Consider the following 12677-nt stretch of genomic DNA (forward strand, 5'->3'; position numbering starts at 1 on the left):
TCCTCACTTGGGAGGGTTGATGAGGGCAGCGGTTCCGGGCGCGCTCCTGGTGCTGATCATGGCGCAGCCCAATATGGCCACGGGCATGATGCCGTACTACCGGCACGCCTGGTCGCTGGCGCCGCTGCTCATCACCGTGATCTTCGCGGCCTACCTGTTCGCGCTCACGCCGACACTGTCGATACTCGGGACACCGTCCTCGCGCAGTGGTTGGTGGTGGCGGATCGGAGTCGGCAGCGCCTTCGGCATGGCGGCGGATCTCGCTATGGCAGTGGCGCATTCGGCGTGGCCGGCCTGTGTGGCGCGGATCTGCGCCGGACTCTCGGTCGGCCTGGTGACCGGATCGCTGGCCGGATTGATCCTGGAGCGCCGGGGCGAGCGTGGTCGCACCGCAATGGCGAGCGCGACCGTATTCGGTTCTGCGCTGGGTACGTTCGCGGCGGCGGGGCTGGCGCAGTATCTCCCCGCGCCGGGCGTCACCGTCTACCTCGTACATGCGGTGCTGCTCGGAGCTGTTGCGCTGGCGGTACTTTCCGATCGCGTCGCGCGGCCCGCCGCCGCACCGCGCGGTGCGCACGCCCCATATGTCGAGAGCGAAGCTCCGCTCGCGGGGTATCTCACCGGAATCGCCGCGTGGGTGTCCGCCGGTCTGGTGGTCGCACTGCTGCCGAGTTACGGCGCGGAGCTGCTGGGCACGAAGAATCTCACGCTGCTGGCGCTGCCGGTGACCCTGTACCTGGTCAGCGCCTGGGTCGCCCAGCGAGTCCTGGCGCCGAATACCCTTCCCGCCGAGCCGGTCACCGCGCAGCTGATCATCATCACGGGTGTGGCGGTCGCGGCCGCGGTGTCGTGGGTGCCGAGCCTGCCGCTATTGCTCTGCGGCGGCGTGATCGCGGGTTGCGGTCAGGGCATCGCGTATCGCACCGGACTCCGGATCGTCAGTGCGGCAACAGCACCCGCCCAGCATGCCCGGATCTCCGCACGGTTCGCGGCCGTCGCCTATCTCTGCGCGGCGGTCGGCACCATCGGGCTCGGCATTGTCGCCACCGTCGCGTCGATGCGCGACGCGGTATTGGCCGCGGCCGCTGTGCTGATCGTGGTCGCCGCGACCACCTCGCTCGTCCGTCGGCGCGCAATGGCGCGCGCCGCGGACTCCCACCTCGTTCTGCAGACTTCGACAATCGCATAACCCGGGCGCCACGTTCCGCACGCAATTATCGGCGTGCGGCTCAGGCATGTCTGAAAGGTGTTGTGCTGCAACACATTTCGCTGAAATTCTGAAACGGGTTCGTTACATGCGTTCATCGGTACACAAACTTCGGTTGGTTCACTGAATACACAAGAACCAAATACATTCCCAGCGAATGGATTCCAGTCATGGCAGCACCCACTCGGGTCGGGCCCTCCGCCACGCAGCGGCCGACCGCATTCCGCGTACGCAATACCGACGCCTCGATCGCCTCGGCGACAACCACCGACGGGGCCCTGAAACGCACTCTCGGGCGCACCGATCTGATCGCCATGGGGGTCGGCACCATTGTCGGCGCAGGCATATTCGTCACCACCGGCATTGCTGCGGCAACCAAGGCAGGCCCCTCGATTGTCCTGTCATTCCTGCTGGCAGGGGTGATCTGTGTGCTCGTGGCGCTGTGCTACAGCGAGCTGGCCGCAATGACACCGGTATCCGGCAGCGCCTATACCTACACTTATTCGACCATGGGTGAGGTGCCGGCCTTCCTTGTCGGATGGAATCTGCTGCTCGAATATGCGGTGGCCGCGGCGGCAATTGCCATCGGCTGGTCCGGATTATTCGGCGCCGCACTGACCTCGCTTTTCGGTGTCACCCTTCCGAAGGCAATAGCGGCGGGGCCCAGTGATGGCGGAGTAATCAATCTCCCGGCGGTTGTCATCGTCGGACTCATCGTCGCCGTGCTGGTTTTCGAGGTGAAGATTGCCGCCGCTGTAGTGAAAACGCTGGTGGCGCTGACAGTTGCCGTACTCATTGTGGTGATCGCGGTCGGTGCGCCCCATGTGCACGTCGCCAATTGGTCGCCGTTCATGCCCTTCGGTGTCAATGGCATCGCGGCGGGGGCGGCCATGGCCTTCTTCGCCTATCTCGGCTTCGATGTGGTCGCGACCTCGGCCGAGGAGACCCGTAATCCGCGCCGGGATATGCCGTGGGGCATTATCGGCTCGGTGGTCATCGCGACCATCCTGTACATCGCCGTGAGTGCCGTATTGACCGGTGTCGCACCGTATTCCAGCCTGAACAACTCCGCTCCGGTGGCGACCGCGCTGGCCGCGATCGGCGCCGGGTGGATCGGCAAGGTGATCCTGGTGGCCTCGGTGATCGCCCTGACCAAGGGCCTGCTGATGGTGTTCTACGGGCAGACCCGCCTGCTGTTCGCCATGAGCCGCGACGGGCTGGTGCCGAAGGCATTGTGCCGCACCAGCTCCCGTGGGGCGCCCGTGCGGCTGAGCGTGCTGCTGGGCACGGTGATCGCCGTGGTGGCCGGGCTGACGCCCATCGACACCGTCGCCGAACTGGTGAATATCGGCGCGCTGTTCGCCTTCCTCATCGTGGCCGTGGGCGTGATGATCCTGCGCCGCACCGATCCCGACCGGCCGCGACCGTTCCGGACTCCGCTCATGCCGCTGGTGCCGATCGTCGCGATCGCCGGATGCATCTGGCTGGCAACAACATTCGAGACGTTGACCTGGCTGCGATTCGTGATCTGGAGTGCCGTCGGCGGAGTGCTCTACCTCACCTACGGCCGCCGGCACTCCGTGGTCGCCGCGGGAGGTGCCGCGTGACCGCACAGCTGGACAGTTTCTATCCGACCCAGGTCACCTTCGGCACCCTCGACGAGATCCATCGTGCCGCCGCGGCGGCTCTGGACTCCGATGTATTCGACTTCGTCGAAGGCGGTGCGGGCAAGGAGATCACGCTGCGCGCCAATCTGGCCGCGTTCGGCCGCTGGCGGATTCTGCCCGAACCGATGAGTGGGGTCGCCGCACCGTCGACCCGCACCGAACTGCTCGGGATATCCCTCGAAACCCCCATAATTACCGCACCTTTCGGCGGTGACGCCCTGTTCCATCCCGACGGCCACCTCGCTGTCGCCCGGGCTGCTCAGCATCGGGGTGCGCTGTCGATCGTTCCCGAGGCCGGGAGCTTCTCCTACGAACAGGTGCACACGGTTGCCCCGCGTGCCGCGCGCATTGCCCAGCTGCATCCGTTCGCGCATGCGGCTACGGTGGCGGACCGGGTGCGGCGGGCAGGTTTCGAGGCACTCTGCGTCACGGTGGACTGCCCGGTCGGCGGCTTCCGCACCCGCAATATGGGCAATCGCTTCGATCCGGACCAGCGCCTCTTCGCGGGCAATCTCACCGGCGAGAACGGCGCTCCCGGAGTTGCCGAGGTATTCGGGCAGCTGCTCAAACAGGGCGGGTCCGTGTGGAATTGGGACCAGTTGACGGATGCGGCGGCCGATTTCGGGCTGCCGTGGATCGCCAAGGGCATTCTCACGCCCGCGGCGGCCGAACGTGCCCTCGCCGCAGGTGCTTCGGCGCTGGTGGTGTCGAATCACGGCGGCCGCCAGCTGGATCCGGCGCCTGCCAGCCTGGAGATGCTGCCGGGTATTCGAGCAGCGGTCGGGGCCGAGCTGCCGATCCTGCTGGACAGCGGCATTCGCACCGGCAGCGACGTTTATCTGGCACTGGCGCTGGGCGCGGATGCGGTGATCATCGGCCGCTCGGCCATCTACGGGCTCGCGGCGGCCGGTGAGGCCGGGGTCGATCGGGTACTGGAATTGCTCACCGAAGAATTGCGGACGCTGATGATCCTTTCCGGCGCCGCGACGATCGGCGATATCGGCATCACCCGCCTCGCGAGGGCCGTCTCGTGAGCGCCGCACCGTTCCCGTCGTTCCGCAGCGGTGGCGGCCTGGTGTTCACCTCCGGCCTGGCCGCGATCGACCCCGCCACCATGACCGTGTCCGCAACCACCTTCGACGAGCAGGCCGCCGCGGTATTCGACCAGCTCGACACGGTACTGACCGAAACCGGAAGCTCGCGCGAGGAGGTACTCGAACTCGAGTGCTATCTGGCCGACCGCCAATGGTTTCCGGCCTGGAATGCCGCCTTCAGCAAATATTTCACGTCAGCCGCACCGGCGCGGACCACGACCGTCACCACCCTGCCCATTGAGGGGCTGCTCATCGAAATCCAGGCGATTATCGTCGCCGCAGCTCGAGGAAGATCATCATGACCACAGTGACACCGCTCGTGCATGCCCACGCCGCCATCGGCGACTTCACCATTCGCGACGTCATCGAGGGCCAGACCGCCGGTCAGCTCATTGTCGCGGCCGACGACTGGGGTTGGTGGACAACCCTTTTGGGCGGCGACACCATTGAGCCCAGTACCGGCATTCAGCAGACCGTCGCCCTCGGCCTGGTGCGCGCCGGCTTCCTGGCCCGGCGCGGCCACCGCTACCACCTCACCCACACCGGCCACGATGTCGGCAAGAACCGCGGGTTCGTCCGGTGCGCGGTGCGCGGCTGGGAACCCACCTTCCGGCAGCTCTCCGCCGCCGCAGACGACGAATACATCCCCGCCGCAACCGAACCCGGGGAGGTGGCCCGCGCGTGCACCGATATCGCGCGGCGGCGGCCGGAGATATTCGCGACCATCGGCGCCTCCATCGCCGCCGACATCCCGGGCTGCACCATCGATCTCGGCTGCGCCGACGCCGGACGGGTCCAGGCGCTGGCCGGGCTCGCGCCGCGGGAGCGATTCCTCGGCGTCGATATCGAGGACGAGGTGATCGATGCCGCCACCGGCGAAGTCACGGCACTCGGCCTCGCCGATCGGATCACGCTGCTGGCGGGTTCGGTGCAGCCGGAGTCTCAGCTGCCGGCTTGGCTCGGCAGTGTCGACCGGGACAGCGTCACGACCGCCATGTCGTTCTTCCTGCTGCATCAACTCGCCAGCGATGGCGAGGGTATCGCGGCGGTGCTGCGCGGCTGGATGGAGTGGTTCCCGAACATGCGCCGCCTCGTCATCGGCGACGGCTATCTGCTCGAGGCCGAGCACTGGACCCAACAGCCGTGGTTCTCACCGACTTACGAGATCTACCACACCATCACCGGCGTGCGGCTGTGGACGCAGCACGAGTACGAGCGCGCGTTCGCGGAGCTCGGCTGGTCGGTGACGCGGCGGATGGAGGACCACACCATGCTGGTCACCACCATCCTGGAACGCGGGTGACAACCGGATTCGACGGCACGCCCTTCGGCATCGATACCCGACCCTCGGTGCTCGAGCAGTTCACCGCCGACGAGACCGGCCGCCTCGGCCATCGCCCGCGTGGCATCGCCTACGCGGCCGGTCTCGACGACGTGCTGGCGGTCGTCGGCTGGGCACGTGACACCCGCACGCCACTTATCGCTCGTGGTGCGGGCACCAGCCTGGAGGGGCATCTGCTGGCCCGCGGTGATGAGTTGATACTCGATCTGTCGCAGGCGAATTCGATTCTGGATCTCGCGCCCGCCGACTTCACCGCCACCGTGCAGCCGGGTGTCACCCGCACGCAGCTCAATGCGGCAGCGGCCGAATTCGGCCTGCAGTTCACCGTGGATCCCGGCGCGGACGCCTCGCTGGGCGGGATGGCCGCGACCAATGCCAGTGGCACGACCAGCGTGCGGTACGGCGGCATGCGCGCCAATGTTCCTGCGCTGCAAGCAGTGTTCGCCGACGGCTCGGCGGTGCGGCTGGGCCGGGCGGTGCGCAAGAGCTCGAGCGGCTATGACCTGAAAGATCTGGTGATCGGCTCGGCGGGCACCCTGGCAATTATCACCGAGCTCACCGTGCGGTTGCATCCGATTCCGGAATGGCTGCGGTCGCTGCGGATTTCGTTTCCGACAGTTGGGGAAGCAGTGGCCGCCGCGGTCGAACTACTGGGGCTTGCGGTGCCGGTGAGCCGGCTCGAGTTCGTCGACGCCGCGAGTATGGCCGCCATCAACGCATTTCGCGGCACCGGCTATGCCGAATCACCGGCCTTGTTCATCGATCTGGAGGCGGCTTCGTCCGCGGCGGCGGACGCGGACGAGTGGGAGATCCAGCGGGTCTGCCGCACGTATCACGCGGACGGTATCGAAGTGGCCCGCACCCATACCGAGCGTCACGCCCTGTGGGAAGACCGCCACCACCTGTTCTTCGCCCTCAAAGCCCGCAGCCCAGGGCACCGTTTCCTGATAACCGACACCGCCGTCCCCTACTCCCGCATCCCCGATGCGGTCGGCACGGCCACCCGGCTCGGCGCCGAACTCGGTGTGGATATCAGCGTCGCGGGCCATATCGGCGACGGCAACGTACACGTAGTGGTGCCCTACACCGACACGACACTGCCGACCGCCCTGCGATTCTCCGACGAGGTGGTGCGGCACGCCCTCGCGGTGGGCGGCACCGCCTCCGGAGAGCACGGCATAGGTCTGACCAAGAAGAAGTACCTGCGCGCCGAACACGGCCCCGCAGTGGACATCATGACCACCATCAAACGGGCCCTGGACCCACACGGATTGCTGAACCCGGGCAAGATCCTCGACGCCTGACCGACAGCGTCCGTTGCGGCTGTTCGATCGGCTGCCCGGCTCAGTCCCGGTGGCTCACAACATTGACGATGCGCCCGCTCGGGTCGCGAACGAAGAACCTGCGTACGCCCCAGGGTTCGTCCCGCAGGGCGTACACGATGTCGGCCCCTGCGGCAGTGAGGGTTTCGTGGACCGCGTCCACGTCGGCAACCTCGACGCTGAAGTCCGGCTGCTCGGGGCCCGCACCCGGCTCGACCAGCGTGACCTGAGCAGTCGGGTTCGAGGGTGAAGCCATGGTTACCACCCAACCGAGGTCCATGACTTCCTCGAACCCGATGAGGCCGTAGAACTTCCGGCTCTCAGCCAGATCTGCGGTCGTAATGTCGGGCACTACCCGGCGAATGCTCATTCGTCGACGTCCATCTCGACATTGTGCCGCCCGCCCGATTTCAGAGCTCGTGCGCGCCCGTGATCCGTGGTTTCGGCACGGTATCCCGTCGCGGCAACTCCATGACGGTGTCCCACCAGCTGCTCAGCGGGCTGGGATCCGGCCACATGAGCGGCCGATCGGTATCCCCGGTGTGATCGTGGAACGCCTTCTGGGTCATCCGGTCCTCCTAGCCGGCTCGTATGAGCCGCCGGGTCCAGTGTAGACCTACAGTGTTGACGGCATGTTGCCGATGGTGTCAGGGGGCGGGCTCGAAGGTTGCCAGTAGCTTTTCGAGTGCGGCTTGGTCGGGGCCGGTGAACGGGTCGGCGTGTGGGGCGAGGGCGAGCATGTCCAGGAACTCCGGGGTGCGTCCGTCAGCTGGGGGTAGGTGGGTGCTGAGAATGCGCTGGGGGGCGAATTTGCGCAGTACTGAGACTGTGGCGAGGTATTTCGCTTCGTCGACCACGTGCACCCACGGGCTGTCGACGGCTGCCCAGAGGTGCTGTGCGGCGCGCACGGCATCAGCGGGCGCGTAGCCGACGTTGTCCGCGGTGGCGAGTTCGGCGGTCGGCATCGGGGCGCCGAAGCAGTCGGAGGCGAAGCAGGCATTGCTGCGATCGTCGTAGAACCCGGTGGTGCTCGGATTGTCGAACAGCGGCGGGCGGAAGGCTGTGAGCCGCCGATCGCCCACGTCGAGGGACTGTCCCGGATTGAGCAGGTACACGCGATCCATCGGCAGCGGCCGCTCGCACGACATGATGCCGACGGCGGCGAAGGTCGTGACCAGGCGGGCGTTCGGGGCCGCGTCGAGTAGGTCGAACAATGATCCGGTGTGGTCGCGGTCGGGATGGGTCAGCCAGATCCATTCCACGTCAACGGGATCCAGCACCGAGGCGAGCGCGTCCATGAAACCGCGCCCCGGGAGGCTGAGACCGGTGTCGACCACAATCGGCTCGGCCGCGTGCAGTACGAACGCGTTCACCGGCAGGTGACCGATGCCGGGCACCTCGAGTTCATCGGCGAGAACCGTGATATCGCGCCCGATTCGATTGATACGCATGACATCTCCTAGAACGGTACGAAGGTGCTGAGCAGGCCGGTTCCGGTGCCGCGTCCGGAGATCGTGCGGCAGAATTCGACGGCGTCGAGTTCGTGGGTCTCGCCGGCGGACCCGGTCGACCAGGTGCCGCCCGCTCGCCCGGTGAGATGCAAGGTGTACGGCTTGCCATGGCGCGCAGCCCATTCCGTGACCACATCCTCGACCAGCACGCCGTCGTGCTCGGGAGTGAGTCGCATCAGCTGGCCGGTCGCGCGGCACAGGTCGACCCGGTGCATCCATACGTCGCGGGTGAGGATCACCTCGGTGACGAAGCCGATCGTCCACCATTCGTCGATACCGTCGATCTCCTGCGGATGGGGCAGTTGCCGGGCCCGGATGAACGGCGGCGTCCATCGGCGACCACGCGCGGCGCGTGGTGCGGTCTGCCCGTACTCGTGCACGATTCGTTCGGGCGTGTAGTCCGCGCGCTCCTGCACCTGTATGCAGGTCAGGGCGTCGATATACACCCCGCCGCGACTGTGCGCCTGCGCCGCTTGCCGCCGGCCCTCGCGAATGGACGCCGCGTATGCGGCCATGCCGAGCACATGGCAGGCGAGTTGCCGCACATCCCAGTCGGGGCACTCCGTCGGCGCCGTCCACTGTTCCGCGGTGAGCGATGAGATCACCGCGGCGAAACGGTCGTATTCGGTTGCGGCGAGCCGCATTGCGGTTCGGTGGTCCAGATGCGGGCTGCGTAGCGTCCGCCGCGTGGACGGGAGGGTCGAGGTCATACCGGTGACGCTACGAGCGCGCCCGGCCGGGTGACATTCCACAAATCTGGTATTTCCGCTGGTCGTAATACGCGCCTACGCTTATTCGGTGAGCGCAGATTCGATGCAGCGCGCCGCCGACAAGATCGCGCGGTTGTGCGCTGAGCCGCGCGATATCGCCACGCTGTGGACCGAGGTCAGCGAGGTGGTGGCCGGCGTCATCCCGCACTACTGGACGCCCTGCTGGTACACGCTCGATCCGGCATCGCTGCTGATGACAAGCCATTTTCACCTGGGCCTGGATGAGTTTCCCAACGAATGGCTGGCGGCCGAATATTACGAAGACGACGTGCACAGCGTTGTCGGCGTAATGCGTTCCGCCGCGGGGATTTCCACGCTGCACGAGGCGAGTGGTGGCGATCCGTCGCACAGTCCGCGCTGGCAGCGGAACCAGATCATGGGCAGTGACCAGGAGCTGATCGCGCGGTTGCGTACCCGCTCCGGCGAGGTCTGGGGTGCGCTGGCGCTGTATCGGGTATCGGGGGAGTCGATGTTCTCCGCGCTCGAGAAGTCATTTGTCACCGAGGTCGCGCCGAGTCTCGCCGATGGTGCGCGCCGCGCACTGCTGTTCGGCCAGGCGGAGGAGCCGGAGTACGCGGATTCGCCCGGACTGCTTGTGCTGAAAGAGAATTGGGAGATCGAGTCCGCGACGCCCGGTGTCGCGCGCTGGATGGACGAGCTGCCCGACGGGGACTGGGAGCAGGGCCGGTTACCCGCCGCCGTCACCACCCTGGCCGGCCGGACACTGCGCGATGCGGAGGAGCGTGGGCGGGCCGGTGAGGTGGCCGTATCGCGGGTGTTGTCCCGGTCCGGGACGTGGGTGGTGCTGCACGGCGCCTGCCTGACATCGGCGCGGGAACGACGCATCGCGGTGATCGTGGAACCGGCGCACCCGAGTCGCATCTACCCGCTGTTGATGTCGGCGTACGGGCTGACCGAACGGGAGAAGGAGGTCGTCCGGCTGGTATTGCAGGGTGGGTCGACGACGGATATCTCCGCATCGCTGAAAGTCTCCGCATATACGGTCCAGCAGCATCTGAAGAGCATCTTCGACAAGACGGGCGTGCACAGTCGGCGCGATCTGGTCGGCAAGGTCTTCTTCACGCACTATGAGCCGCGGTTCCGGGACAACGAGAAACGCGTGCTCGCAGACAAATCCGTGCGCGGCGGGCCCTGGCCGGAGCCGGATCAGGGAATTCGGAGGCAGGAGACGAAACCGATCCAGCCGGGGTAGCGGATCGAGAGCGCTCCGAAGGATTGGCTGTAGTAACGAGTGCACTCGCCGGTTGCCGGATCACGCAGGCGCACCGGGGTCTGCGCCCGGCCGAAGGATGCGGCGTTGTGTGCCCACAGGCGGCGAAAGTGCGGGTAGACACCGTATTCGGTGATGAGCTCGGCGAACCAGTCCGGGCTGCCGGATCCGCCGAGAATGCCGCGCAGTCGGGATACCGCGAGCCAGGCCTCCTGCTCCCAATCGACCATGACCTGTTTCGACAGCTCGTTGCCGAACATCCAGCGGACCCAGTTGCCCTCGCCGGTCAGCCCCGGAAGCGCGGTGTCGTAGGCGTTATTGCAGGCCAGCAGGTTGAGGCGGACGTCGAAGTACGCGGCCGGATTGGGGGAGTGCAGGGTCAGGCCGTGGTGCATTTCCGGGGTGATCTCGGCCTGCAGTTGTGCCACGGTGGGCACCGAGGTCTCGGCCAGACCCGCCAGATCGTGCAGGTGCCGATGCTCGGTGTCCGACAGTTCGATGACCGTATCCAGTTGCTGCACCAGCGCTTTCACCACCGAGTGGGTCGGACGGTCCCGCTGACCCTGTTCCAGGTGCGTGAGGTAGCTGGCGCTCACACCGGCGGCGAACGCCAGTCTTTCCCGCGATATCTGCCGCGCGTCCCGGAGTTGGCGCAGCAATTGTCCGAGGGTAGGTGGCTGCGGCGGATATTCGTGCTCAGCAGTCTGCTGGACAGTCACGGCGCATCACTCCTGGAACGGCGAACTAGCTGGTGAAGAGGATTTCGACCACCCTTGTATCCGTACCATATCGGTCGGCCGGATGGTGCACGCCGCACTGTCGAGGCCAGATAGTGGTAGCACACTATTTGCAGCCGCTCATCCCTGCACCCTGCGACGAGTTGGCCCGAGGGAACCAATATCGATAAAGTTGTCCAAATGCGCGAGGTGGTGGAGCAGTCGAATCGAACGGTGTCACCCGCGCTGTTGAGCGCCACCACGGTGACGCTGCAACGGTTGGGGCCCAGGCAGTTCAGCCTCACCGCGGTGGCCGAAGCGGCCGGTGTGTCACGCGGCACCGTGTACAACGCGCTGGGCAATCGGGACGCCGCGATCAAGACAGCGCTGGACTACGCGGCATCGGCGTTCATCGACATGATGGCCGCCGAGGTGCGCAGGCACGAGGCGCTCGCAGATCAGGTCGCCGCCGCGGCGGTGCTGATCTGCGCGCACCGGCAACGCTCCGGCGAGATCGCCCCGGGCGGGATCAACGAATCGCTCCTACTGTTGCTGCTGCGCAATAGCGGCGACGACCTGATGAAACGATCCATCGCCCTGTGGGAACCGCTGGTGCGCGCTGCCCAGCAGCGCGGTGACGTCCGCGACGGTGTGGAACCGGCCGGAGCCGGCGAGTGGATCGTGCGGATGCTGCTCAGCTTCGAACTACTGCCACCCATGCGGGTGAATCTGGACAACCCGCGCGCGGTACGCCGATTCGTCTCGGAGTACATCGTTGCGGGCCTCGCCGACAGCCCGTAGTCAGCCTTCGCCGCCGCAGAGCTTCTCGGAGACCTCCCACAGCGCTGCCGCACGGTCTTCGTCGAGCGTGTAAGGCGCCGGATCGCTGCGGATACCGCAGTTCGCGAGGTACACCGAACCGGTATCGGAGAGCTCGGGGCTCACGGCCGCCCACACCTGGGTGACAGCGCCCTGATCGGGCATCGCGATCCTCGGTCCGGAGTTCGTCTTGGGGCGGGTGTCGCTCTCTGAGCGCTTGGCGCGCCGGGGCAGGTACCCGCGCAGGGTAGTGAGATCCTCGGCGGTCATATGCCGGGCGAGCTGCGTCGCGACCATGCCGGGATGCACCGCGTACGCCCGCACGCCGCGTTCGCGCAGCCGCCGATCCAGCTCGACCATGTGCAGAATATTGGCGGTCTTCGAGGCGCCGTAGGCGAGGAACTTGTCGTATTCGCGCTTGTGCCAATTGATATCGCCCAGGTCGACGTCACTCATGTAGTGGCCGTCGGAGGACAGGATGACGATCCGGGCGCCCTCGGCGGCGGAGAGCTGGGGGACCAGCAGCCGGGTGAGTTCGAAGTGGCCGAGATGGTTGGTGCCGGCCTGGATCTCGAAGCCGTCGGCGGTTCTGCCGAACGGCGTGAACATCACTCCGGCGTTGTTCATCAGCACGTGGATCCGCGGCGCGATATCGCCGATCGCGGCCGCGGCCACCCGCACGTTTGCCAGCGACGTCAAATCCAGTGCGACCGTGGTGGTCCGCGCGCCGGGCACCTCCGTGCCGATCCACTCCTGTGTTGCGGCAAGGGCTTCGGCGTCCCGGGCGGCGAGCACGATATGGGCCCCGGCGGCGGCCAGTGCCCGCGCCGATTCTCGCCCCATACCCGCTGACGCGCCGGTGATCACACATGTTTTGCCGGCGAGGTCGACACCGTCGACGACCTCCAGTGCGGTGCTGAACGTCATGCGCGCACCCCGTCGGTTACCTTGTCAGACATCGTCTTTCACCTTTCCAGGAATGTGCTTTGCCGATCCGG

General features: G+C 66.6%; 14 protein-coding genes. 8 read left to right on the top strand and 6 right to left on the bottom strand.

What is annotated here, in order from left to right; all coding sequences use genetic code 11:
• Nucleotides 1-19: 19 nt before the first annotated feature.
• From JWN03_RS07955 to JWN03_RS07980, 6 genes are all read left to right on the top strand, one after another.
• Nucleotides 20-1189: a hypothetical protein gene (locus JWN03_RS07955; RefSeq protein ID WP_297611949.1), complete on the top strand. Its 1170-nt coding sequence runs from the start codon at nt 20-22 to the stop codon at nt 1187-1189.
• A 188-nt stretch (nt 1190-1377) separates the two neighbouring features.
• Complete coding sequence (locus JWN03_RS07960; RefSeq protein WP_297611952.1) at nt 1378-2814, top strand: amino acid permease; 1437 nt, start codon at nt 1378-1380, stop codon at nt 2812-2814.
• The gene (locus tag JWN03_RS07965; protein WP_297611955.1) at nt 2811-3908 is read left to right on the top strand and encodes an alpha-hydroxy acid oxidase; all 1098 of its coding nucleotides are present in this window, start codon (nt 2811-2813) and stop codon (nt 3906-3908) included. Before JWN03_RS07960 ends, JWN03_RS07965 begins: the two co-directional genes overlap by 4 nt.
• Entirely contained in the window at nt 3905-4270 is a 366-nt protein-coding gene (locus JWN03_RS07970; RefSeq protein WP_297611956.1) for a RidA family protein, read from the top strand. Before JWN03_RS07965 ends, JWN03_RS07970 begins: the two co-directional genes overlap by 4 nt.
• Nucleotides 4267-5271, top strand: a complete 1005-nt coding sequence (locus JWN03_RS07975) for a class I SAM-dependent methyltransferase (protein ID WP_297611959.1) — start codon at nt 4267-4269, stop codon at nt 5269-5271. The genes JWN03_RS07970 and JWN03_RS07975 overlap by 4 nt, the downstream gene beginning before the upstream one ends.
• Complete coding sequence (locus tag JWN03_RS07980) at nt 5268-6614, top strand: FAD-binding oxidoreductase (protein WP_297611961.1); 1347 nt, start codon at nt 5268-5270, stop codon at nt 6612-6614. The genes JWN03_RS07975 and JWN03_RS07980 overlap by 4 nt, the downstream gene beginning before the upstream one ends.
• 40 nt (nt 6615-6654) lie before the next feature.
• Here the strand turns inward: JWN03_RS07980 and JWN03_RS07985 are convergent, their stop codons facing one another.
• The 4 genes from JWN03_RS07985 to JWN03_RS08000 form a co-directional block, all read right to left on the bottom strand.
• A complete protein-coding gene (locus tag JWN03_RS07985) occupies nt 6655-7002 on the bottom strand; it encodes a VOC family protein (protein WP_297611963.1) in 348 nt (115 codons plus the stop codon).
• 40 nt (nt 7003-7042) lie between these two features.
• Complete coding sequence (locus JWN03_RS07990; protein ID WP_297611966.1) at nt 7043-7201, bottom strand: hypothetical protein; 159 nt, start codon at nt 7199-7201, stop codon at nt 7043-7045.
• 78 nt (nt 7202-7279) lie between these two features.
• A complete protein-coding gene (locus JWN03_RS07995; RefSeq protein WP_297611969.1) occupies nt 7280-8083 on the bottom strand; it encodes an MBL fold metallo-hydrolase in 804 nt (267 codons plus the stop codon).
• Between the two features lie 8 nt (nt 8084-8091).
• Nucleotides 8092-8853, bottom strand: coding sequence for a maleylpyruvate isomerase family mycothiol-dependent enzyme (locus tag JWN03_RS08000; protein WP_297611972.1), 762 nt, complete (start codon nt 8851-8853; stop codon nt 8092-8094).
• A gap of 103 nt (nt 8854-8956) precedes the next feature.
• Here JWN03_RS08000 and JWN03_RS08005 point away from each other — a divergent pair, with 103 nt between their 5' ends.
• Nucleotides 8957-10126 (top strand): helix-turn-helix transcriptional regulator, encoded by a 1170-nt coding sequence (locus JWN03_RS08005; RefSeq protein ID WP_297612039.1) that lies wholly within the window; start codon nt 8957-8959, stop codon nt 10124-10126.
• Here the strand turns inward: JWN03_RS08005 and JWN03_RS08010 are convergent.
• On the bottom strand, nt 10081-10863 hold the full coding sequence (locus JWN03_RS08010) for a helix-turn-helix transcriptional regulator (protein ID WP_297611975.1): 783 nt from the start codon (nt 10861-10863) through the stop codon (nt 10081-10083). The two genes, JWN03_RS08005 and JWN03_RS08010, sit on opposite strands and share 46 nt — an antisense overlap.
• Before the next feature lie 198 nt (nt 10864-11061).
• Here JWN03_RS08010 and JWN03_RS08015 point away from each other — a divergent pair, with 198 nt between their 5' ends.
• A complete protein-coding gene (locus JWN03_RS08015) occupies nt 11062-11661 on the top strand; it encodes a TetR/AcrR family transcriptional regulator (protein ID WP_297611977.1) in 600 nt (199 codons plus the stop codon).
• On the opposite strand, the gene JWN03_RS08020 is transcribed toward JWN03_RS08015, so the two are convergent.
• Nucleotides 11662-12606: an SDR family NAD(P)-dependent oxidoreductase gene (locus JWN03_RS08020; RefSeq protein ID WP_297611980.1), complete on the bottom strand. Its 945-nt coding sequence runs from the start codon at nt 12604-12606 to the stop codon at nt 11662-11664.
• Between the last annotated feature and the right edge of the window lie 71 nt (nt 12607-12677).

The organism is Nocardia sp. (genome assembly GCF_025465275.1).
Classification (GTDB): domain Bacteria; phylum Actinomycetota; class Actinomycetes; order Mycobacteriales; family Mycobacteriaceae; genus Nocardia.